The following is a 22,046-nucleotide window of genomic DNA, read 5'->3' as shown; positions in this document are numbered from 1 at the left end:
CCTACAAAAGAAAAAACACTAGCGATAACGTTATCGCTAGTGTTTAATTATTTAATTTTGTTTAATAATCTGTATCGCTTTTTTAGGACGGGACACTACCTAATATTTTTGTCAATTAATTGTCAAGAAGTTAACTGCTAAAGTTCCTATTATTTGCAATTCAAAATGTTTTATCGTAAATCTCTAATTTTTTTGATAAACATCTGTAAAGCTTGCGTCATCCTCAAAAATATCTTTGGCGAAACTGCAGGTAGCACTGATTTTCTTCTGATTATCTCGCGCATATTTTACGGCCGCATCAAGTAATTCTCTGCCATATCCTTCGCTTTCAAATTCTTTATCAACTACTGTACTGAAAATATCAAATTTCGATTTGTTCAGCCAGCGGTATTGCATTTTGCCTATCTCTTTTCCATCTTTCGAAAGGGTCCAGCGACCATTCATTTCTTTTTCTGTTCTTTCAATATTTGTCATAATTTCTATTTTTAAATCATTAAGTTTTGTTAAGATTGATCTGGTTTTTACCTGACCACTAATCGCAGTAAAACATAAAGTTACTAAAATTTAAATTGAATAGACTAGAAAGAAGCTACTCTAAAGCTTTTTTGGCAAACGTTTTATGTTTTTTAGTGTTGTTATTAAACATGCGGAAATTGAATAAAATGACCTTCAAAAATTTTTTGAAAGTCAGCTTTTTACTCCATGTTATGCTAAAAAGATATTGTGATATTCATCTTCCTTTGAATAATCACCAAGCTTTAGCCCGTGTTCGTAATTGGGAATTTGTCTGATTTTATCCAAAATTGATGATTTTAAATAATTGCATTGATTTCTTCAAATATAATTTCAGCAAACGCTAAATAAACTCGTTAGATATCATAATTTTTCATAATTACTTGATGGCCAAAATGTTGAAAAATTCCTTCAGCGATAAGATGTTTCAATTCTGGCGAATTATTTTTTTGGGCATCTTCAACTGCCGCTTTTACCAACTCTATTCCTAAACCTTTTCCACCGAATTCTGGATCAACTTCGGTCTGCATAATTTCTAAAATACCTTCTTTGTTTTTATTGTATTGCATTTATTCTTGATGTAAGATCGATAAGTTGCCGGATTATCTAAACTTCTGAACGCATATTTTCTCCATCCCGGAAGTGTAATCTTCTGAAGACAAATCCAGACAAAATCGTCAAAAATCCTACAATAAAAAAAGTATAGCGGAACGCCAAATGGGTACTGGAATTTGTTATAGCCACGTTGTTTTCAAATAATTTCAAAACAATTAAACCAAATGCAATCCCAAATCCTACAGCCAATTGCTGATTCACAGCCAACAAAGAATTTCCACTGCTGGTGTGAACTTCTCGAAGATCCGCGATGGCAATAGTATTCATGGCTGTAAATTGTATCGAATTGAAAAAACCGAGAATGGCAATAATGGGAACAAACCAATAAATAGAAGATTCAATACCGGGAATTCCCAGACAGGCAATGAGAAAACCGATAATGAAGGTATTGGTCATCAAAGTATTTCTGTAGCCATAAGAATCTAAAATTTTAATGACAAAAGATTTTCCTAGCATTGCCGAAAGTGCCATTGGTGCTACGATCCAGCCCGAAATTACGGCACTCGCACCGTAAGCAATTTGAATCATCAAGGGTAAAAGGAGTGGAATAGAGCTAATTCCTAATCTCGTTGCCAAATTGCCTAATATTCCGACGCGAAAAGTCCTCACCTGAAATAAATTCAACGGAAATATGGGATTGTCTACGCGCAAAGCATGGCGATAATAATAGTAAATCATCAAGAACCCTAAGGTGAAAATGAGTAAAACGATGGTGGTGTGTTGCGTATTTCCAAATAATTCTAAAGAGATAGAAAGTAAAAGGGAAGCAGAAGCGAATATTAAAAATCCCTTTAAATCAAATTTCATCTTCGTAGATTTATAATCAGGCATGTATTTTATGCTGAGCAAAATGCCCATTAAACCAATCGGAATATTAATGAGAAAAATCCAGTGCCATGATAAGTAATCCACCATGTAACCACCAACCAAAGGTCCCAAAACTGGCCCAATCAACGCAGGAATGATTGCAAAATTCATGGCTTTCACCAATTCATTTTTTTCAAAGGTTTTAATTAACGCGAGTCTTCCCACGGGCGTCATTAAACTCCCACCCAAACCTTGAATTACGCGGGAAATTACCAATTGATTTAAATCCTGAGACAAGGCGCAAAAAAGGGAGCCGAGACTGAAAATAATTAAAGAGAGAATAAAGATCTTTCTCGTCCCGAATTTATCGGCCAAAAATCCACTGACGGGCATAAATAAAGCCAAGGTTAAAACATAACTGATAATCGCATTCTGCATATTCAAGGGCGATTCATTAAGATCCTTAGCAATAGAAGGCAGAGAAGTATTTAGAATAGTAGAATCCAACATCTGCATGAAAATTGAAGTTGCCAGAATTAAAGGCAGAAATTTTTTTACAGAAGGAGAAGCATTTATTGGCATCCGACAAATTTAGCCAATCTGCTTGCAAAGAAGTTGCCACCGGTCCACCAATTTATATAAAGCTGTAATTGATGAAATCTTTAAAATGAACGGTTGGAGAAGAATAGAAATAGTTCGTTATCATTTTAGTGAAAAAAACAATTTAGAGGTAGTATATTTTTTAGTTTTGGCTAAAGTCAATTTTTTATTCCAAAAAAAAAACGGGCTTTAGCCCGTTCCTATTATATATTTAATGAAAAATATTTGATTAAAATATAAATTTATTGGTCGATTAAAACCATACTTAACTAGCTTTAACTTGGCTCTTTTTCCTTTTTCCTTGCCTCTTCTAATAAGAATCCTCATGAACCGATAAAACTGCTCTTCCACTTGGATCATTGGCATTTTTGAAAGCTTCATCCCATTCCAAAGCAATTGGCGTAGAACACGCAACAGAAGGAACAGATGGAACCGTTGCTGCGGCAGTTTCACTTGGGAAATGTTCTTCAAAAATAGTTCGGTAGCGGTATTCTTCTTTGTTTTGAGGTGTATTTAAAGGAAAACGGAATTTAGAATTCGTCATCATTTCATCCGTGACTTCTTTCTCCGCAACTTCTTTTAAAGAATCGATCCAGGAATAGCCAACGCCGTCAGAGAATTGTTCCTTTTGTCGCCACGTGATGCTTTCTGGCAATAAATCTTCAAAAGCTTTTCTTAAAATCCATTTTTCAATTTTCGGTTCGTGCGCAGTGACCATTTTGTCTTTCGGGTTCAGACGCATCGCAACATCCATAAATTCTTTATCTAAAAATGGAACACGACCTTCAATTCCCCAACTCATCAATGATTTATTCGCTCTTAAACAATCGTAAAGGTGAAGTTTATTAAGTTTTCTCACATTTTCTTCGTGGAATTCTTTTGCATTTGGCGCTTTGTGAAAATATAAATAGCCGCCAAAAATTTCGTCGGCACCTTCCCCAGAAAGCACCATTTTTATGCCCATCGATTTAATGACTCTTGCCAATAAATACATTGGGGTAGAAGCACGAATCGTGGTTACATCATACGTTTCTAAATGATATATAACGTCGCGAACAGCGTCTAAACCTTCTTGAACAGTAAAATGAACTTCGTGATGAATGGATCCGATATGATCAGCTACTTTTTTTGAAGCAACTAAATCCGGACTTCCTTCTAAACCAACCGCAAAACTGTGCAAACGCGGATACCAAGCTTCTTGCGTATCGCCACTTTCAATTCTGTTTCGGGCGTATTTTGCCGTAACTGCAGAAATAATGGAAGAATCCAAACCGCCGGAAAGTAAAACTCCATAAGGAACATCGCTCATTAATTGTCGGTGAACTGCGTCTTCTAGAGCTTTTCTTAGTTCAGCAATATCAGTCATATTATCTTTTACATTTTCGAAATCTTCCCAATCTCTTGTGTACCATTGCTGCATTTCATAACCATCTGGACTGTAAAGAAAATGTCCTGGTAGAAAATTCTCTATGGTTTTGCAAACGCCTTCCAAAGCTTTTAATTCCGAAGCCACATAATAATTTCCGTTTTTGTCCCAACCTTGATACAGCGGACAAATTCCCATGTGATCGCGCGCAACGAAATAAATGTCGTTTTCGATATCATAAATCGCGAAGGCAAAAATTCCGTTCAATTGATCCACGAAATTTTTTCCATATTTTTGGAATAGAGGAATAATCACTTCACAATCGGATTCGGTTTGAAAATCATAATGCGGGAATTCTTTTCTTAATTCTCTATGATTATAAATCTCGCCATTTACGGCTAAAACGAATTTTTTGTCTTTTGAAAATAAAGGTTGTTTGCCCGAAGTTGGATCCACAATCGCTAATCTTTCGTGGGAGAAAATTACTTTTTCATTCTGAAAAATGCCGCTCCAGTCTGGGCCACGGTGACGGATTTTTTTAGACATTTCTAAAACCTGAGGTCTTAGAATTTCAGTTTTTTGTTTAGCGTCAAAAAGACATACAATTCCACACATTTTTTATAGTTGGTAAGTGATTATTAATATTTGATAAAAATTATATCGCAAAAATATTATAAATGTTTATAAAACGGAAGTAAAACTTTCAAATGGCGAATATTTTACTAAAATTAATTTTATAGAAGAAAAAATTTAAGTTGAAATGGAATTTATTGGGAGATTGGTTAATTTTTTTTATTCTTAAAGTTAATATTTTTTAAGGTGAGAGAAAATTTGACTTCATTAAATTATCCATACAATATTCCGCAATCGCTGTGATCGTCACGATAGGATTCACTCCAATTGTGCCCGGAATTAAAGATCCATCGATCACATATAAATTTTCATGGCCATTTAAACGTCCGAACTGGTCTGTCGCTTTTCCCAAAACAATTCCACCCAGGGGATGATAACAAACATCCGCACCGAAACCGTTATGAAAAAGTAAGTGGGATCTTGTTCCGCCATTGGCTCTGTTCATTTTTCGGAGAAAATATTTTGCGTTGTCTTTCATGTGCGCAGTATGAGATTCATTCCAGTTTAAATCCAGTTTTTTTTCCTTTAAATCATAAGTAACTTCTCCAAATTTCTCTAATTTATTCACCATCAGATAAAGGGATGTTGCCACATTCATTCCCATCGGCAATGGTGCAATTTCCACATAAAAGGGATGTTTTTGATCTTCCCAATGATCAATTCCACCCACAGGAATGGTCGATTGCTGAATTCCAGTTCCACCCGAAAAAGCTTTGACCCAGTTTCTTCCCGTCATGAAATTCCCATTATTTCCCTACATTTTTATCGATGGGAAATTGGTTCACGGCTTCTGACTTTAATAATAACTCTAGCGAACCCATTGTTCCGGCGGAAAGAATTAATTTTTTAGTATTAATGATTTTGTGCTGAATTTCTTCCCCTTTCGTGTTGAGCACGGAAATATCCAGAGAATAAGTTTTGTCGGGATTTTGTTTCAGGTGATTTACTTGGTGCAGTTCCAGAATTTCTAATTTCCCGGTTGCGGAGGCTTTTTTCAAATACGTTTTGTCCAGAGAGTTTTTCCCGTGATTGTTTCCATAAATCATTTCGCCCGCCAAAGCAGAACGTGGAACTTCCATTTTGTATTCCTTTTCCATGTACTTAAAATCATACACATTCGGAACGCGAACGGTTTTAAAGCCAGCTTTTTTTGCTTCTTCTTCGCCAACTCTGTTGAATTTATAAAAGTCACAATCTTCCAGAAATTCTTCGGAGGCCACATTGGATTTCAGTTCTTTATTGGCTAGTGGAAAATAATGAGAATAGAATTTTTCGGTATCTAAAGTCGGGAAAATTTCCCGGAAATATTCTTTTTTCGGCGTCACAGCCATTCCGCCATTTACGAGAGAACCACCACCAACACCACGACCAACCCAGATCTTAATGGGTGCAAAATCCAAACGATCCAAAGCACCAGTAAATTTTTCTAAAGGAAAGAGATTGAAGAAAGGAGCAATTGTTTTGGTCTTTAACCAGGCTGCAGATTCTCCTGGATTAATCATACTCGAAAATTTCAAGCCAGATTTTTCCCAGTTTAATCCCATTTCCAAAAGGGTAACTGGAACATTTTTTTCACAAAGTCTTAAAGCCGCCACAGAACCGCCATAACCGGAACCCATAATGACAACGTCTTTTCTACAGTTGTAGGCGGTAATTTTTCAGAAATCCCGTGCGGATTTTTACCAAAAAAGCTGCCCATTCCTAAAAAGAAAAAGGCAGCTGTTCCTAAACCTGTCTTTTGTAAAAATTCTTTACGGTTCATAAATGAGCTCAAAAAAGAACTGTACTACATTTCAGATTAAAACTGTAATCGATGTGTGCAGCATTTGACTTTAAGGCTTTCTTTCGATTAAAGCCATATAAAATCCATCAAAACCTTCACTTGGCAACATGTTAACTTCTTTTAGCAAGGTGTACCCTTCATTATTTTTTAAGAAAGTTTCTACTTGCTCATTATTTTCACTTGGTAAAATGGAGCACGTTGCGTAAACCATTTTTCCGCCTTTTTTCAAAATCTTCGCGTAATCGTTAAGAATTTTTTCTTGCTCTTTGCGAATTCTGTCTAAAAACTCCTGATCAATTTTCCATTTAGAATCTGGGTTTCTTTTTAGAACACCCAACCCAGAACACGGGGAATCTATTAATAAACGATCAGCTTTTTCATGCAATCTTTTAATGACTTTATTATCATCAATAAATCGCGTTTCAATATTGTGCGCTCCCGCTCTTTTTGCGCGACGTCTTAATTCTGCCAACTTCCACTCGTAAATATCGAGTGCTATGATTTGACCTTTGTTCTTCATCAATGCTGCTAAATGCAAGGTTTTTCCACCCGCTCCGGCGCAAACATCAACTACGCGCATTCCTTCTTTAACTTCTAATAATTCTCCTATTTTTTGAGAGGAAGCATCTTGAACTTCGAACAATCCATCTTTAAAAGCTGAGGTTAAGAATACATTTTTTTTCTCTTCCAGCTGAACCGCATCTGGATAATTTTTTACTAAAAAACTTTCTACGTTTTCATCTTTTAAATCAGAAACCAATTCTTTCGCGGTGGTTTTTAGCGTATTCACACGGAGAATTGTGGGTGCTTTTTCATTCAGCGCCGTCATTTCTCTTTCCCATTTTGGACCCAATTCTCTTTCCAAAGTTTCCGCTAACCATTCTGGAATAGAGTATTCTATGGCTTTTGTGGGAACGGTTCCTTTTCTTAGTTTGGTGATGATATCGGCGGATTTTACACCGTCAAATTCCTCAAATTTTTTGTAGTGAATTTTTGTCCAGAGGCAATAGGCCAAAATCATTTTGTAGATATTGGTGGGTTTCACACCTTCGCCCATGTAATATTCTAGGCGTTTTTTCCATCGGATGATGTCGTAAAAAATCTGTGCAACTACGCGTCGGTCTTCGCTGCCCCATTGTCTGTGCCCTTTTAGCAATCTTTCAATTACTTTGTCCGCGTATTTTCTGTCTTCGAAAAATGTTTCTTGCAGTGCATCGTGAATTCCGATGAGTAAGTTTCTGTGTATGAGTTCCATTTAGGATTTTTTAAAGTTCATTTATCCTCGAATTTTCGGGATTAAATTTTTGCAAAAATAAGGTTTTTAAACCGAATAAAATGGTGGATATTGTGGGCGCCTTTATCCGGCTTCCGTTCTCGCTTTTTTGTTACGATGCGCCACAAAAAGAGCTCCACTCAAGCCGGGGCGCAGATTTTTACCTCTTAAGAAATTCCAGATGCCAGTGAAATGATAAGTTTCCACCATTCCATCTTTTAAATAATAATATCTTTGTAAAAATTAAAACCATGAGCGATACCGTTTGCTGCCCAAAATGCCAGTCCGAATTTACCTACAATCAAGATGATAAAATGGTGTGTTCCCAATGTTTTTATGAATGGACACCCGGGGAAACTGCAGAAGAAGACAAAATTTTTGATGCTCACGGACATGAATTGCAAAATGGAGATTCAGTGGTTGTCATTAAAGATTTACCCGTAAAAGGCGCTCCAAAACCAGTAAAGTCTGGAACGAAAGTGAAAAACATCCGTTTAAGACCGGGAAGCGATCACAATATTGATTGCAAAATTGAGGGTTTTGGCTCAATGGCTCTTAAATCGGAGTTTGTGAAGAAGTCATAAAAAAGGGAAAATCCCGTTTAGAGATTGGTTTCTGAGATGCATTGAATCATTTTATAGATTCCAACTTTGTCTTAATTCTTCAAAAGAAATTATCCCAAAATTTCCTTGTTGTAAAGAATAAAGCCACCAATTTGATTGCAAGATTATAATCTAGAGGAAAATTATTTTTACGCTATTTTCTAATTTTGAATCGGTGTTCATGATGAGAATTTTATCCTGAAACAGAACTTTCGTCCAAAAATATTCTCCCGCAAAACGGCTTTCTAAAACGTTTGCTTCTTGCCCGTTTTCATCAATCTTAATTTGGTGCGGATAATAGAAAATTTTCTTCAGCTGAAGTTTTTCTTTTTCAAGCTCAGAAAAAACATTGACTTCCCCAAAAAGTTTTGCTACATATTCATTGTAGGGAAATCGGTACGTTTCTTCGGGATCATCATTTTGAATCAATCGTCCTTCTTGCAGAACAATAATTTGGTCTAACCAGGGCATCACCTCTTGAATTTCGTGTGTAGAAATAAGGAGAGAAATATTTTTCTCTTTTACGTAATTAAAGAGTCGTTCCCGGAGTTGGATTTTTCTGGAGAAATCTAAATTACTAAAGGGTTCATCGAGCAATAAAAGTTTCGGCATCACGGAAAGCGCTCTGGCAATGGAAACGCGCTGTTGCTGACCACCACTTAAATATTTGGGTAAAGTTTCGGAAAATTCTTCCATGCCGACAACCCGCAAGAGTTCTTTTACGGTATTTGATTTTTCCTGCAAGTCTATGTTAGAGATGTATTTTCCTACATTTTCTGCAACTGTAGCATAAGGCATTAAGTCATAATTCTGCGCCACCAGTTTCATGTTTTCTTCGCCCGGCACCAAATTTTTCTTCGGTCCCAAAGTATGCTTTCCTTCAAAAATAATTTCACCCTTTTCCCAATCGAGCAAGCCATAAATTAAGCTGAGTAAAGTAGATTTACCGCAGCCACTTTCTCCTGCCAATGCAATAATTTTTCCTTCATCTACTTTTAGATTAAGATTGTGAAAAAGTTTTTTATCTGGGGAATAAGAGAAAAATAAGTTGTTAATTTTTAATAGCATTGTGCAAAAATAATATTTTGAAGCGAATAAATTTATTTTCGTTATTTTAGCGTTTAATCTAAACAAACGGAAGTAATGAAAAATGTAATTAAACTATCAATGATTTCTGCATTTATGACAGGAATGCTATTGGTTTCTTGTGGTAAAGATAAGCCATTGACAAGCGAAAGTAATGAAATTAGCACAACCACTGAGGGAAATATCTATGAAATTGATACTTTAAACAGTAGAATTGAATGGAAAGGCTTTAAAGTTGTAAAATCTGATAATACGAGTCACTTCGGAACAATTCAATTTGAGAGTGGTGATGTTACCGTAAAAGATGGAAAACTGGAGTCCGGTAAATTTGTAGCAGATATGGGAACTTTAACTTCTGTAGATTTGAAAGATGACGCAGAACAATTGGCTAAATTAAATGGACATTTAACGAGTGGCGATTTTTTTGAAGTAGAAAAGTATCCCACAGCGTCTTACGAGATCACGAAGGTGACAGAAAATACTTCGGGTGGCGATTATAATACGTTGCTTGATGGTAATTTAACCATAAAAGGAATTACAAAGCCTGTGCAGTTTAATGCCAACGTATCCATTAACGACGGTGAAGTAAGCATTGCTACAGAACCAAAAGATATCATGCGGGAAGAATTCGGTGTTAAATTCCAACTTCCAGTAGCGAACGGATTAATTAAAGATGAAGTGAATCTTCAGATGATGGTGAAAGCCTTGGAAAAGAAATAATATTATCTTCTTTATAACTATAAATAATCCGTCTCTTACTAAGGGACGGATTATTTTCTTTTAAAACTGATGTTTTACTATTTACTTGGGAGCGGATTTGCATTTCGTGCCTCTTCAAAAACAGAAAGCGGAATGTGGCAATAACCATTTGGATTAGAAATCAAGTAATCTTGGTGATAGTCTTCAGCTTTGTAGAAATTCTTTAAAGGAATGGTTTCTACAACCACTGGTTTACTATAGTTTTTCGCCAATTTCGCAACTTCATTTTTTATAATTGATTGCGTGGCTTCATCTGTACTGTAGATTCCACTTCTATAATTATCTCCTACATCATTACCTTGTCTGTCAAGAGTTGTAGGGTCAATTGATTTAAAGAATAGATTAATCAAAAGTGGTAAATCCACTTCATCTGCATCATATTGAACTTTTACCGCCTCTGCGAAACCAGTTGTATGACTTACAACCTGCTCATAAGTAGGGTTTTTAATATTACCATTCGCATAACCCGTTTCCGTGGCCGTCACACCTCTTACCAATTGAAATAAATGTTCCGTCCCCCAGAAACATCCGCCTGCGAAATAAATTTCTTTAATGTTTTTTCCTTCCGTATCCATTTCCATATTTGATTCTACTTTATTATTTTCTTCTTTTGCCTGAACTTTAGCTTTGGAACAAGAAAAACCTGTTGCGGCAAATACGCCGACTCCAAATACAAAAGCAAGGAGTGTTAAAATACTTTTCATTATATTTTTATTTTTTATCATTATACTTTGATTTATTTTTCTTGATTCACAAAAATCAGGCTGAAAATAGGAAATTTTAAAAGTAATTTTCTATCACAATCATTTTTCCTGCGTAGGGAGAATCTGCCCAATTATACTTACGAGAATTACTGTGAATTGGATTATGCTCAATTTTAAGAATAGATATAAAAAATGCAATGATTATCTTACAATAAGCCAAAACAATTGTAGAACATCATTTCAAAATCATTAAATTTGCGCATTGATAGATAAAGCAAGAGCCAACCGCTAAAAAGCAAATTAGATTATGACTTCACAAGAAATACGTCAGCAATTTTTAGATTTTTTTCAGTCCAAAGAACACCTTATTGTTCCGTCTGCGCCCATCGTTTTAAAAGATGATCCTACTTTAATGTTCTCCAATTCTGGAATGACGCAGTTTAAAGACTACTTTTTAGGTTACAAAGATCCGAAAGCACCTCGAATTGCAGATACTCAAAAATGTCTTCGCGTTTCTGGTAAGCATAATGATTTGGATGATGTTGGTCGCGATACGTATCACCACACCATGTTTGAAATGTTGGGAAACTGGTCTTTCGGAGATTATTTTAAGAAAGAAGCCATTGATTATGCCTGGGAATTATTAACTCAAGTTTATGGAATTCCAAAAGAAGATCTTTATGTTACCATTTTTGAGGGAGATGCTTCCGAAAATTTAGACCGTGATCAAGAAGCCTACAACTTCTGGAAAAATCATGTTGCAGAAGACCGAATTATCAATGGAAATAAAAAAGATAATTTCTGGGAAATGGGGGAGAGTGGACCATGTGGACCGTGCTCAGAAATTCATGTGGATATTAGAAGTGTGGAGGAAAAAGCGAAAGTATCTGCCTTGGATTTGATCAATAATGATCATCCGCAAGTAGTAGAAATCTGGAATTTGGTTTTCATGGAATTTAATAGGAAAGCAGACGGAAGTTTAGAAAAATTACCTGCACAGCATGTAGATACCGGAATGGGATTCGAACGTTTGTGTATGGCGCTGCAAGGAAAAACTTCCAATTATGATACCGATGTTTTTACCCCTTTAATTGCGAAAGTTGAAGAACTATCTGGCAAAAAATATACGGGCATTTTAGAAGACGAAAAAGATATAGCCATCCGCGTTTTAGTGGATCATATTCGTGCGGTTTCTTTTGCGATTGCAGATGGGCAGTTGCCTTCCAATGGAGGTGCAGGTTACGTAATCCGTAGAATTTTAAGAAGAGCCATTTCTTACTCTTATCGATTTTTAAATATGAAAGAACCTTTCCTTTTTGAATTGGTTGCCATTTTAAAAAATGAAATGGGCAGTTATTTCCCAGAATTGGTGAAGCAGGAAAAATTGGTCACGGAAGTCATTAAAGAAGAAGAAACCTCTTTCTTAAAAACGATTGAACATGGTTTAAAAAGAATTGATTTGGTTATTAAAGAAACCATGGCAAAAGGGGAACAAACTTTACCTGGAGTTTCCGTTTTTGAATTGTATGATACCTATGGATTTCCTGCAGATTTATCCAGAATAATTGCGGAAGAAAAAAAGTTGACGGTAGATGAAAAAGGTTTTGAAGAGGAAATGCAAAAGCAGAAACAGCGCTCCAAAAAATCTTCTGCCCAGAAAGTCTATGATTGGGTGACCTTAGAAGAAAAGCCTGAAGTTTTTGTAGGTTATGATCAAACGGAAACGGAAACCTTCATCACAAGATATCGGAAAATTGAAAATAAAGATGGTGAATTTTACCAAATTGTTTTGAGTAAATCGCCTTTTTATCCAGAAGGTGGCGGACAAATTGGCGATAAAGGAATGTTGATTCCAAGTTATACCGCAGGTTTTGATATTTCCAAACCCAGTCTTTTTGATATCTCAGATTGTACAGAAATTACAGAGGTTTTAGAAACCAGAAAAGAAAATAATCTGATTGTTTCTTTAATTAAAGACTTGCCGAAAGATCCAGGTGCAGTTTTCTACGCCAAAGTAAATGAGCAGGATAGAAATAATTCTCAGGCGAATCACTCGGTGACGCATTTGTTACATGAGGCTTTGCGTGACGTTTTAGGCGTTCATGTGGAACAAAAAGGCTCTTTTGTTGGTCCAGATTATTTGCGTTTTGACTTTTCTCATTTTTCTAAAATTAATGAGGAAGATCTAGCTCTGGTAGAGCAGAAGGTTAATTCAAAAATTAAATCGAATATTGCACTTCAGGAATTCAGAGATATTCCTATGACAGAAGCCATTGAAAAAGGTGCGATGGCATTATTCGGAGAAAAATATGGGGATAAAGTTCGCATGATTCAATTTGGCACCTCTAAAGAATTATGTGGTGGAACGCACGTGAAATTTACCGGCGAAATTGGTCATTTCAAGATTCAAAGTGAAAGTTCTACTGCCGCAGGAATTCGCCGTATTGAAGCTATTTCTGGGGATCAATCAGCGGCATATTTCATAGGATTAGAAAATCAGTTGAAGGAAGTTGCAGGACTTTTAAAATCAAAGGATTTGGTAAAATCCGTACAGAAAATCTTAGATGAAAATACCATTCTAAAATCGGAATTGGATGCTTTGAAAAAAGAAAAAGCAAAAGGTGAAACCTCCAATTGGAAAAATGATTTCCAAGAGAAAGGGGACAAAAAATTACTGGTTAAAAAAGTATCTTTAGATGCTGCAACTGTAAAAGACATTGTATTCCAATTGAAGAAAGATGTAGAAGACGCCATTATTATTATCATTTCTGATGCGGATGCAAAACCGATGATTACCGTAGCAGTTTCTGCAAACTTAGAAGGAAAATACCACGCCGGAAATATCGTGAAAGACTTGGCGAAAGAGATTCAAGGTGGCGGTGGTGGAAATCCAGGTTTTGCCACAGCTGGTGGAAAAAATTTAGAGGGAATTGAGAAAGCTTTGGAAAAAGCAAATACCCTTTAAAATTCAATTTTATTATGAATAGAAAAATCCCGAAATTAATTTTGGGATTTTTATTTTAAACTCATCGTCCGGAAAATACGAGACAAAAAAAATCCCGTAATTAATCGGGATTGATATTTATTTAAGATTTGTTACTGCCACCTCTTGCAACTAATGCAATGATTACGATTAGTATTAAAGCTCCAACTACCCAAATTAGGGGATTGCTCATCATATCACCGTCCATCATACCGCCGCCTTTGTCTACATCAACATCAACTTTTAGATCTGCTGCACCTTCTTGCGCCTTTACCATTACTACCGCAAAATTCGCGATGATCGCCATTACGAAATACTGAATTTTAGATAGTACATTTAATCGAGTCATAATTATAATTTTTTTAGGTTTGTTAAGATGAACTTACCTAAAATCATACCACAATTTGCGAAATTCACTTTAAAGTTCGAATTTCATTAAATAATCATCCATTACATATCCCTTTCCAATGTCAAATATATCTTCATTGTACACCGTAAATCCTTGGGACTCATATATTTCTTTAGCGGAATTGTTCTTATTCACGTTTAAAATAATTTGCTTGTCCCCCGCGGTGGAAACTTTTCCTTTTAAGAAATCAATTGCTTTTTTACCCAATCCTTTTCCTTTAAATTCTTCTAAAAGATAGATGCGGTGCAATTTTGTAGTTTTAGGCTCATAATGATTTTCATATCCGATAAATCCTGCAGGAGTCGAGTTTTCATTGACGATAAAATAGAAATAATTGGGATTCTGCAAATGAGAGGCAATTTCTACCGTGGAGTACATTTTGTTTAACATATATTCCACTTGCTCCAAGGAGATAATATCCAAATATGCTTTTTTCCAAGACCTCTCCGCCAAAGTCCGAATCAATTGAATATCGTTATTTTCAGCTTCTTTAAATGTAATCATTTTCCTCTCTTAACTTAATTCTAATAAGGTGATTTCTGGATCAATTCCCACCCGTCCGGGATAAGCGATTACGCCAAATCCACGGTTGACATATAAACTTTTACCTTCACTTTCATATAAATCTGCCCATTTTTTATACCTAAATTGTACAGGAGACCACCGGACATTTTTTAAATCCAAGCCAAACTGCATTCCATGCGTATGTCCAGATAGGGTAAGTTGCACATTTGAAGGATGCTTTTTCACAATCTCGTCAAAGTGTGTTGGATCATGACTCATCAAAATTTTCGCCGCTTCGGGTGGTATTCCAGCGGCAGCTTTATCTAAATCTCCATATTGTGGAAAAGGTTTTAAACCCCAGTTTTCTACGCCTAAAATATATAATTTCTCTCCATTTTTCTCAATAATTCGGTGTTCATTTCGGAGCATTTCAAAACCTGCTTCTTTCTGAAATCCAATCAAGTTAGGAACATTTCTCGCTTTCTCCACCGCATTGGGCCAATCGTAATAGTCGCCATAATCATGATTGCCAAGGATAGAAAATTTTCCATCTTTTGCTTTAATCATAGAAAATAAGGGAACGAATGATTTAAACTCCTCCGCAAGATTATTCACCATATCGCCTGTAAATAGAACCAAATCTGCATCTTGCTCATTGATAAGGTTGATGGCTTTTTGTAATTTTTCTGGATTGAAAAAACTTCCGCTATGCACATCAGAAATCTGAATAATTTTATATCCCTTGAAACTTTCTGGTAATCCCGCAATTTTCATTTTTACCCGACGTACACTGTGTCGATACTTCCCAAAAATAATTCCATCGATAAAAAGTCCCGCTAAAATGGCGGCCGAACCCAATCCGATGATGCTCAAAAATTTTCTTCGGTCTGGAAAATGATTTTCCTCGGGCGTAAAAGTGGAGAGACCATATCTTAAGATTCGAATAAAATCCTCAATCAAAAGAAAAAACAGCACGAAAAATTTTGGTAAAACAAAAATTAAAAAGACCGAGGTTACAATCTGAATTTTGTGATGATCACGATCTGTTCTTTTAAAAGTGAGCAATTCACAAATGAAAAAACCATAAACCAAAACAGTCACCACCCAATAAGCAATTCTAAGATTGGTGTTTGATGTTATGGTTTTAAACGCTTGATAAATGTAAAATTCCAGCAGAAATACAATTGCTGTGAAGATGAGAAAGTTTCTTTGAATGTTCATATTTCAATAAAAAAGCACAAAATTGATTTTGTGCTTTTTGTAATTTTTAAAGTTAGGTTTAGGGAAATCTATAAACCACCGCGTTAATGTTCATTCCTGCGCCAACAGAGGCAAAAACGATATTTGATTTTTCACTAAATTTTTGGTTTTCCATTTCTCCTTTACGGATTAAATCAAACATGGTAGGAATTGTAGCAACGGAAGAGTTTCCAAATTCTTGAATGGTCATTGGTGCAATCGCATGGTCATATTCAGTTCTGCCATAAAGTTTAAAAAGACGAGAAATCATGGCATAATCCATTTTAGCATTGGCTTGATGAATTAATATTTTGTCAATATCGTCGATGTCTAGTCCTGCTTTATCAATAGTTTCTTTGATGGCGTCTGGTACATTTTTCAAAGCGTATTCATAGATTTTTCGTCCATGCATTCTGATATAAAGCTTGCTGCGATCCTCATCCAATTTAAGGGAAGGGGAGTTTTCTAAATATCCCAATTCTACACCGCTGTCGCAAATGGTAGAGTCTGCTATAATTCCCACATTTTCTTGGTCGGTTGCCTGTACAACTACAGCACCGGCTCCATCTGCAAAAATCATTTTATTTCGGTCATAAGCATCGGTCACTCTACTCAAAGTCTCCGCTCCAACTACTAATATTAGTTTACCTTTTTTTGCTTTAATAAGCGTATCTGCCAAAACCAAGGCTTCTACCCAACCTGGACATCCGAAAATCATATCATAATTGACACATCTACGGTTTTTAATTCCTAATTTATTTTTTAAACGAGAAGAGATTGAAGGCATAAAATTGGACATTCCATTTTTATCTACATCACCAAAGTTACTGGCAAAAATAATATAATCTAAATCTTCTTGATTAATCCCGGCGTCTTCAATCGCTTTTACAGCTGCTCGGTGGCCAAGATCAGAATTAAATTCATCGTCTTCTAAATATCTTCTGTTTTCAATTTCTGTAATTTCTACAAATTTCTGAATGACTTCTTCAATGGGCTTTTCGATTTTCTCTCCTTCATCCGTGTAAAAAATGGAATCATGGAAATCTTTTCTGCCGATTATTTTTGTGGGAAGGTAACTTCCTGACCCGATAATGATAGTGTTGGGCATATTTTATTGTAAAAATTTAGCGCAAAGTTAAGAATTATAATTGTAGCAACTTAAAACAAAATTATTATTAAATTTGCACAAGTTTTTTTTCAAGCTTATGAAAATCAGTCCCTCTACCAAAGGCTTAATAATCGCCTTAATTACCGTTATTTTTGCTTTCGGTATCTATTTCCTATTTCTTTCTAAAAAGAATTATTACCTCGTAGATAATCCTACAGACAATACTTTCTACTTCAAAATTAATAATGGTGAAGAAAAAATCATTGGTGCGGGAGCAAAATTACAGATTGATTTAAATCAAGGTAAAAACGCTGTAAAAGTATATGACGGTGAGAGAAAAATGCTTTATGATTCAGGGTTTGTTGTTAATAAGAATAGAGGTTTACTCAATATCGCTCATCAGGATTATTATGTGAATGAGCAGTTTTATGGATATGGATTAAATAAAGATTCATTGATTACCGCACGCAGAATTACGGTCATTGACGGAAAAGATTTTGTGAATTCTCCTAAAAAGTTCAACAGTTTATATACCGATGATTTTTATTACAACATTGACGAAGACTACGATCAGATTGTAAAGAATGTGCAGAAAGTAGAATCCCGTACGAAAATCTTCCGAAAAGTAGATTTTCTCAATTACTATAAAGAATACTATAAATTTTAAATAAAAGAAATTGAAGCAAGTAACACCTTATAATACAGACGCTGGAAAGAAGAAAGAAGTTGAGGAAATGTTCGATAACATTGCACCGAAATATGATTTACTGAATCATGTTCTTTCGATGAAGATTGATGTTCTTTGGAGAAACACCCTTGTAAAATGGATGAATCGTGATCAGCCAAAAATTGTGCTAGATGTTGCTACAGGAACTGGTGATTTAGCGATTGCCGTACAAAAAGGTACGAAAGCTAAAGTGGTTGGTTTAGATATTTCTCAATTAATGCTTAATGTAGGAATAGACAAAATCAAGAAATTGAACTTGGAGGAAAAGATCAGCATGGAGAAAGGTGATGCAGAAAATTTACCCTTTGAAAGCAATAAATTTGACGCGGTTTCCGTTGCTTTTGGAGTTAGAAATTTCGAAAACTTAGAAAAAGGTTTAGATGAACTGAAAAGGGTAGTGAAGGAAAATAAAAGTGTTTACATCTTAGAGTTTTCTAAGGTCGAAGGATTTTTAGGACCTTTCTATATGTTTTATTTTAAAAATGTTTTGCCAAGAATTGGTAAATTGATTTCTAAAGACAGTCGCGCTTATACCTATTTACCAGATTCTGTGAACGCTTTCCCTTTCGGGGAGAAAATGAAAAATATTTTATTAGATGTTGGTTTTACCAAAGTAGAATATCAAAAAGTAACATTCGGAATTGCAACTATTTACAAGGCAACCAAATAATATGTGGAAATCATTCTTAAAATTAAATATTCTGGCAGGGCTTTGCTTCGCGCAGTTTAGTGATGCACAACTTTTCCGAACGAAAGACCGAATGGATAATTTAGAAGGTTTTGATAATCAAAAATTCAGCTACGGTTTTTTCTTGGCCGCAAACAATTTTGATTACAAATTAGTTCTGGATCCGAAATTTGGAATGGACGGTCAAAAAAGTCTTGTGCAGACAAAATCTGCATACAGCTTTGGCGCAGGACTTATCGCGAAATTTAGGCTGAATGATAATTTTGATTTAAGATTTGAACCAGGATTACAGTTTGTAGAAAGAGAAATGATTTTCGATACCCAATCCAATGATCAGTTTGCAGGTGGAACTACGGCAAATCCGCCATTTACACCTTTAGCATTAACTGATGCGGATCGCTTAAGAACGATTAAATCAACCTACGTAGATTTGCCATTACTTATTGAAATTCATGGCGACCGTTGGTATAATTCCCGTCCTTATGCTGCTGCTGGTGTTAACTGGATGATGAACTTGCAATCCAATAACAAATCTATCGATGATAATTTGCAGGGTGTTTTCCGCAGTACCGCTAGCAATTTTGCGTGGTCTGCAGAAATTGGAATGCAGTTTTATTTTGGGAGATTTAAATTAACGCCTGGTTTTCGCGGCACTTTTATGACGAATAGTGAATTGGTAGAAGATAATCCCGGAACTCCGCCTTATTGGACCGCTGCAATGGCAAGTGCAAAAACCAGAGCTTTCATGTTTGTCTTAAAATTTGAGTAATACCAATTCAACAAAAATATTAAAAGAAGAGAACTTAATCAAGTTCTCTTTTTATTTTGCTTCTAAATGCCAAAATACTTTCAAATAGTGGCCTTTTCAATTTAAAATTTTATATTTTTGCTTTTCAGTTAGAATTAAGTAAACCTGAAAATGCTCAAAGATTTAGAAAATAACTTTTCGGTTTTAGAAAAAAAGATTCAGACGATCAGTAAGAATTATCAGAATCTCACCGAAAGGCATTTAGAACTATCTCAAGAGCATGATGATTTGCAGAAAAGATATGATGAAGAAAGGAGAAAAAATCAGGTTTTAGCAGAAGAACATAAAAATATAAAACTTTACTCAGCGCTCAGTGGCAACCCAGACCATAACCGATTGATGAAAAACCACATCAATCGTTTGGTAAAAGAGGTAGACCAGTGTATTGCAGAACTTCAAAACACCGGGTTGTAATGGAAGTAAGAAGAATTACCATTAACATTGCAGGGAGAAATTATCCTTTAAATGTACCGGCGGCCGAAGAAGAAACTTTAAGAAAAGTCGGGAAGCAAATAGATGCGATGATTAAAGATTTTGAACAGAATTTTGACGTGAGAGACAAGCAGGATGCTTTAGCAATGTGCGCTTTAAAACTAGGCACCAATGCAGAAGTTGGCCAAATCACGAATGAAAATAATATTAATGCTTCCAATGAAAGATTAATGAAAATTAATCAATTTTTGGAGCAACTGGAAAAGTAGATTTTTCTTCTCCAGTACATTACTGCCTACAATAGTTCTAACACATTACAGGTGAACTCAACGCTATACAATTGCCGAACGAATGTTTATTTAATGGCGCGCCGACTTGCTCGGATTACAAAGAATAAAAAACAGTTCAAATCGTGTTGATAAGGAGTTTACTCTATATCTTGAATTATTGTAGGTTTTTTTGTGAAATAAAGCAAAGTAATATCAATTACTTTCACACCCGATAAAACACTGATTTAGAGCGATCTATCAGGTTTAAAATTATAAGTATGAACCTTAAAACTAAACATATATGACAATTACAACTATTATTATCGCGATTGTTTGCTTACTTATTGGAGCAGTTGCTGGAATTCTTTTTTCCAGAAGCGGCCTTAATGCAAAAGCAAAATTCATTATACAAGATGCTAAAAAGAACGCAGAAAATTTGGTAGAAAAAGCCGGAGTTCAGGCAGAATCTATTAAAAAGGAAAAGCATTTTCAAGCGAAAGAAAAATTTATGGAATTGAAATCTCAGCATGATGCAGATATTCAGTCTCGTGAAAAGAAAATGCAGGATTCTGAAAAGAGAATCAAAGACAAAGAAAATAAACTCAATGACGAATTGAGTAAATCTGGAAAACTAGAAAAAGATTTAGACCGACAGATTGCTGATTACAGTAAGAAGCACGAAATCTTAGAGCGAAAACAACAGGAATTAGATACGGTTACCGCGCAGAAAGTGGAAATGTTAGAACGTATCTCCGGATATTCAGCAGAGGATGCGAAAACCGAATTGGTAGAAGCTTTAAAATCTGAAGCCAAAACTAGAGCTCAAGCACATGTACAAAACATCATGGCAGAAGCGCAGTTAAATGCGAAACAGGAAGCTAAGAAAATTGTTATTCAAACCATTCAAAGAATTGGAACGGAACAGGCGATTGAAAATTCAGTATCTGTGTTCAACATTGAATCAGATGAAGTAAAAGGGAGGATTATTGGAAGAGAAGGGAGAAATATTCGGGCTTTAGAAGCTGCAACTGGAGTAGAAATTATTGTTGATGATACGCCAGAAGCAATTTTGCTGTCATGCTTTGATCCAGTTCGTCGAGAAATTGCAAGATTATCGCTGCACCGCTTGGTAACAGATGGTAGAATTCACCCGGCAAGAATTGAAGAAGTAGTAGATAAAACCAAAAAGATGATTGAAGAAGAAATCATTGAAGTTGGTAAACGTACGGTTATCGATTTAGGTGTTCACGGACTTCACCCAGAATTGGTGAAAATTATAGGACGTATGAAATTCCGTTCTTCGTATGGTCAAAATCTTTTGCAACACTCCAGAGAAGTTGCGAACATTGCAGCAACCATGGCCGCAGAATTAGGACTCAACGTGAAATTGGCGAAAAGAGCTGGTTTATTACATGATATTGGTAAAGTTCCAGAGCAAGAGTCTGAACTGCCACACGCGCTTTTAGGAATGCAGTGGGCGGAAAAATATGGCGAAAGTCCTGAAGTGGTCAATGCCATTGGAGCTCACCATGATGAAGTAGAAATGACATCTTTGCTATCACCGATTATTCAGGTTTCCGATGCGATTTCTGGAGCAAGACCAGGAGCAAGACGGCAAGTATTAGAATCATATATTCAGCGCTTAAAAGATCTTGAATCTGCAGCCTTGAGTTTTGATGGTGTCTCTAGCGCTTATGCAATTCAGGCAGGTAGAGAACTTCGGGTTATGGTAGAAAGTGGAAGAGTGAGCGATGATCAATCGGCACAACTTTCTTATGATATTTCGGAGAAAATTCAGAATGAATTAACTTATCCAGGCCAAGTTCGGGTAACAGTAATCCGGGAAACCAGAGCTGTGAATATTGCGAGATAATTTCAAAAAAATAAATCGGTCAACGATTTTCAAAATAGAAAACTCCTTTCAGCAATGAAGGGAGTTTTCTATTTTTTTTTAGGCTTTAGAATAAAGACGAAGAAAAGGTCAATTATGGTTTTTACAATTATTAAAGATTGATTGATGTTCTAAAGATATTAATCAATTCAGGTCTTTAAGATATTTTTGTTTCAAAATCATTTTTAAGTCAAATCTGTACCTCTAAATCTTTTTACTTTTATTTCTTTTAACATTCGCAAATGCA

The 22,046-nt window shown here is 35.6% G+C and carries 23 protein-coding genes; 9 read left to right on the top strand and 14 right to left on the bottom strand.

Annotation, left to right across the window (positions count from 1 at the left end; translation table 11 throughout):
- Positions 1-183 precede the first annotated feature (183 nt).
- The 8 genes from RCH13_RS13600 to RCH13_RS13565 form a co-directional block, all read right to left on the bottom strand.
- On the bottom strand, positions 184-474 hold the full coding sequence (locus RCH13_RS13600; RefSeq protein ID WP_326987798.1) for a GNAT family N-acetyltransferase: 291 nt from the start codon (positions 472-474) through the stop codon (positions 184-186).
- Positions 475-869: 395 nt separating this feature from the next.
- Positions 870-1,082, bottom strand: coding sequence for a GNAT family N-acetyltransferase (locus RCH13_RS13595; RefSeq protein WP_326987797.1), 213 nt, complete (start codon positions 1,080-1,082; stop codon positions 870-872).
- A gap of 37 nt (positions 1,083-1,119) precedes the next feature.
- Complete coding sequence (locus tag RCH13_RS13590; protein WP_326987796.1) at positions 1,120-2,517, bottom strand: MFS transporter; 1,398 nt, start codon at positions 2,515-2,517, stop codon at positions 1,120-1,122.
- Positions 2,518-2,845: 328 nt separating this feature from the next.
- Complete coding sequence (gene asnB / locus RCH13_RS13585; RefSeq protein WP_326987795.1) at positions 2,846-4,516, bottom strand: asparagine synthase B; 1,671 nt, start codon at positions 4,514-4,516, stop codon at positions 2,846-2,848.
- Positions 4,517-4,715: 199 nt separating this feature from the next.
- Positions 4,716-5,270, bottom strand: coding sequence for a GMC oxidoreductase (locus tag RCH13_RS13580; protein WP_326987794.1), 555 nt, complete (start codon positions 5,268-5,270; stop codon positions 4,716-4,718).
- A gap of 10 nt (positions 5,271-5,280) precedes the next feature.
- Entirely contained in the window at positions 5,281-6,153 is an 873-nt protein-coding gene (locus RCH13_RS13575) for a GMC family oxidoreductase N-terminal domain-containing protein (RefSeq protein WP_326987793.1), read from the bottom strand.
- A complete protein-coding gene (locus RCH13_RS13570; RefSeq protein ID WP_326987792.1) occupies positions 6,117-6,296 on the bottom strand; it encodes a hypothetical protein in 180 nt (59 codons plus the stop codon). The genes RCH13_RS13575 and RCH13_RS13570 overlap by 37 nt, the downstream gene beginning before the upstream one ends.
- 70 nt (positions 6,297-6,366) lie before the next feature.
- Entirely contained in the window at positions 6,367-7,572 is a 1,206-nt protein-coding gene (locus tag RCH13_RS13565) for an RsmB/NOP family class I SAM-dependent RNA methyltransferase (protein WP_326987791.1), read from the bottom strand.
- A gap of 269 nt (positions 7,573-7,841) precedes the next feature.
- Here RCH13_RS13565 and RCH13_RS13560 point away from each other — a divergent pair, with 269 nt between their 5' ends.
- A complete protein-coding gene (locus RCH13_RS13560; RefSeq protein ID WP_326987790.1) occupies positions 7,842-8,174 on the top strand; it encodes a zinc ribbon domain-containing protein YjdM in 333 nt (110 codons plus the stop codon).
- Between the two features lie 150 nt (positions 8,175-8,324).
- Here the strand turns inward: RCH13_RS13560 and RCH13_RS13555 are convergent, their stop codons facing one another.
- Entirely contained in the window at positions 8,325-9,260 is a 936-nt protein-coding gene (locus RCH13_RS13555; RefSeq protein WP_326987789.1) for a sulfate/molybdate ABC transporter ATP-binding protein, read from the bottom strand.
- Positions 9,261-9,335: 75 nt separating this feature from the next.
- Between RCH13_RS13555 and RCH13_RS13550 the strand changes: the two genes are divergently transcribed.
- On the top strand, positions 9,336-9,998 hold the full coding sequence (locus RCH13_RS13550; RefSeq protein ID WP_326987788.1) for a YceI family protein: 663 nt from the start codon (positions 9,336-9,338) through the stop codon (positions 9,996-9,998).
- A 77-nt stretch (positions 9,999-10,075) separates the two neighbouring features.
- On the opposite strand, the gene msrA is transcribed toward RCH13_RS13550, so the two are convergent.
- Positions 10,076-10,741, bottom strand: coding sequence for a peptide-methionine (S)-S-oxide reductase MsrA (gene msrA / locus RCH13_RS13545; protein WP_326987787.1), 666 nt, complete (start codon positions 10,739-10,741; stop codon positions 10,076-10,078).
- Positions 10,742-11,048: 307 nt separating this feature from the next.
- Between msrA and alaS the strand changes: the two genes are divergently transcribed.
- Complete coding sequence (alaS, locus tag RCH13_RS13540; protein ID WP_326987786.1) at positions 11,049-13,706, top strand: alanine--tRNA ligase; 2,658 nt, start codon at positions 11,049-11,051, stop codon at positions 13,704-13,706.
- Positions 13,707-13,827: 121 nt separating this feature from the next.
- Here alaS and RCH13_RS13535 read toward each other — a convergent pair whose 3' ends face one another.
- From RCH13_RS13535 to RCH13_RS13520, 4 genes are all read right to left on the bottom strand, one after another.
- On the bottom strand, positions 13,828-14,073 hold the full coding sequence (locus RCH13_RS13535) for a hypothetical protein (RefSeq protein WP_326987785.1): 246 nt from the start codon (positions 14,071-14,073) through the stop codon (positions 13,828-13,830).
- 69 nt (positions 14,074-14,142) lie between these two features.
- Positions 14,143-14,637 (bottom strand): GNAT family N-acetyltransferase, encoded by a 495-nt coding sequence (locus tag RCH13_RS13530; protein ID WP_326987784.1) that lies wholly within the window; start codon positions 14,635-14,637, stop codon positions 14,143-14,145.
- A gap of 9 nt (positions 14,638-14,646) precedes the next feature.
- Positions 14,647-15,852, bottom strand: a complete 1,206-nt coding sequence (locus RCH13_RS13525; protein ID WP_326987799.1) for a metallophosphoesterase — start codon at positions 15,850-15,852, stop codon at positions 14,647-14,649.
- A 64-nt stretch (positions 15,853-15,916) separates the two neighbouring features.
- Positions 15,917-16,984 (bottom strand): 3-oxoacyl-ACP synthase III family protein, encoded by a 1,068-nt coding sequence (locus tag RCH13_RS13520; protein ID WP_326987783.1) that lies wholly within the window; start codon positions 16,982-16,984, stop codon positions 15,917-15,919.
- Positions 16,985-17,081: 97 nt separating this feature from the next.
- On the opposite strand from RCH13_RS13520, the gene RCH13_RS13515 reads away from it, so the two are divergent.
- From RCH13_RS13515 to rny, 6 genes are all read left to right on the top strand, one after another.
- Entirely contained in the window at positions 17,082-17,651 is a 570-nt protein-coding gene (locus tag RCH13_RS13515) for a hypothetical protein (protein WP_326987782.1), read from the top strand.
- A gap of 10 nt (positions 17,652-17,661) precedes the next feature.
- Positions 17,662-18,381, top strand: a complete 720-nt coding sequence (gene ubiE, locus RCH13_RS13510; RefSeq protein WP_326987781.1) for a bifunctional demethylmenaquinone methyltransferase/2-methoxy-6-polyprenyl-1,4-benzoquinol methylase UbiE — start codon at positions 17,662-17,664, stop codon at positions 18,379-18,381.
- Position 18,382: 1 nt separating this feature from the next.
- The gene (porT, locus tag RCH13_RS13505) at positions 18,383-19,168 is read left to right on the top strand and encodes a type IX secretion/gliding motility protein PorT/SprT (RefSeq protein ID WP_326987780.1); all 786 of its coding nucleotides are present in this window, start codon (positions 18,383-18,385) and stop codon (positions 19,166-19,168) included.
- Between the two features lie 150 nt (positions 19,169-19,318).
- Complete coding sequence (locus RCH13_RS13500; RefSeq protein ID WP_326987779.1) at positions 19,319-19,621, top strand: hypothetical protein; 303 nt, start codon at positions 19,319-19,321, stop codon at positions 19,619-19,621.
- The gene (locus RCH13_RS13495; protein ID WP_326987778.1) at positions 19,621-19,908 is read left to right on the top strand and encodes a cell division protein ZapA; all 288 of its coding nucleotides are present in this window, start codon (positions 19,621-19,623) and stop codon (positions 19,906-19,908) included. Before RCH13_RS13500 ends, RCH13_RS13495 begins: the two co-directional genes overlap by 1 nt.
- Positions 19,909-20,209: 301 nt before the next feature.
- Positions 20,210-21,781: a ribonuclease Y gene (gene rny, locus RCH13_RS13490; protein WP_326987777.1), complete on the top strand. Its 1,572-nt coding sequence runs from the start codon at positions 20,210-20,212 to the stop codon at positions 21,779-21,781.
- The last annotated feature ends 265 nt before the right edge of the window (positions 21,782-22,046 follow it).

It is taken from the genome of Chryseobacterium sp. MP_3.2 (assembly GCF_035984805.1).
Taxonomy (GTDB): domain Bacteria; phylum Bacteroidota; class Bacteroidia; order Flavobacteriales; family Weeksellaceae; genus Kaistella.
This window is presented reverse-complemented; position numbering and strand designations above follow the sequence as displayed.

Bases quoted from the DNA above. Each gene is read 5' to 3' on its own strand.
- RCH13_RS13495 (WP_326987778.1), top strand. From the start codon at position 19,621: ATGGAAGTAAGAAGAATTACCATTAACATTGCAGGGAGAAATTATCCT.
- asnB (WP_326987795.1), bottom strand. From the start codon at position 4,516: ATGTGTGGAATTGTATGTCTTTTTGACGCTAAACAAAAAACTGAAATT.
- RCH13_RS13500 (WP_326987779.1), top strand. From the start codon at position 19,319: ATGCTCAAAGATTTAGAAAATAACTTTTCGGTTTTAGAAAAAAAGATT.
- RCH13_RS13535 (WP_326987785.1), bottom strand. From the start codon at position 14,073: ATGACTCGATTAAATGTACTATCTAAAATTCAGTATTTCGTAATGGCG.
- RCH13_RS13600 (WP_326987798.1), bottom strand. From the start codon at position 474: ATGACAAATATTGAAAGAACAGAAAAAGAAATGAATGGTCGCTGGACC.
- porT (WP_326987780.1), top strand. From the start codon at position 18,383: ATGTGGAAATCATTCTTAAAATTAAATATTCTGGCAGGGCTTTGCTTC.
- RCH13_RS13595 (WP_326987797.1), bottom strand. From the start codon at position 1,082: ATGCAATACAATAAAAACAAAGAAGGTATTTTAGAAATTATGCAGACC.
- alaS (WP_326987786.1), top strand. From the start codon at position 11,049: ATGACTTCACAAGAAATACGTCAGCAATTTTTAGATTTTTTTCAGTCC.
- RCH13_RS13520 (WP_326987783.1), bottom strand. From the start codon at position 16,984: ATGCCCAACACTATCATTATCGGGTCAGGAAGTTACCTTCCCACAAAA.
- RCH13_RS13515 (WP_326987782.1), top strand. From the start codon at position 17,082: ATGAAAATCAGTCCCTCTACCAAAGGCTTAATAATCGCCTTAATTACC.
- RCH13_RS13555 (WP_326987789.1), bottom strand. From the start codon at position 9,260: ATGCTATTAAAAATTAACAACTTATTTTTCTCTTATTCCCCAGATAAA.
- RCH13_RS13580 (WP_326987794.1), bottom strand. From the start codon at position 5,270: ATGACGGGAAGAAACTGGGTCAAAGCTTTTTCGGGTGGAACTGGAATT.
- RCH13_RS13570 (WP_326987792.1), bottom strand. From the start codon at position 6,296: ATGAACCGTAAAGAATTTTTACAAAAGACAGGTTTAGGAACAGCTGCC.
- RCH13_RS13590 (WP_326987796.1), bottom strand. From the start codon at position 2,517: ATGCCAATAAATGCTTCTCCTTCTGTAAAAAAATTTCTGCCTTTAATT.
- RCH13_RS13565 (WP_326987791.1), bottom strand. From the start codon at position 7,572: ATGGAACTCATACACAGAAACTTACTCATCGGAATTCACGATGCACTG.
- msrA (WP_326987787.1), bottom strand. From the start codon at position 10,741: ATGAAAAGTATTTTAACACTCCTTGCTTTTGTATTTGGAGTCGGCGTA.
- RCH13_RS13560 (WP_326987790.1), top strand. From the start codon at position 7,842: ATGAGCGATACCGTTTGCTGCCCAAAATGCCAGTCCGAATTTACCTAC.
- RCH13_RS13550 (WP_326987788.1), top strand. From the start codon at position 9,336: ATGAAAAATGTAATTAAACTATCAATGATTTCTGCATTTATGACAGGA.
- RCH13_RS13530 (WP_326987784.1), bottom strand. From the start codon at position 14,637: ATGATTACATTTAAAGAAGCTGAAAATAACGATATTCAATTGATTCGG.
- rny (WP_326987777.1), top strand. From the start codon at position 20,210: ATGACAATTACAACTATTATTATCGCGATTGTTTGCTTACTTATTGGA.
- RCH13_RS13575 (WP_326987793.1), bottom strand. From the start codon at position 6,153: ATGGGTTCCGGTTATGGCGGTTCTGTGGCGGCTTTAAGACTTTGTGAA.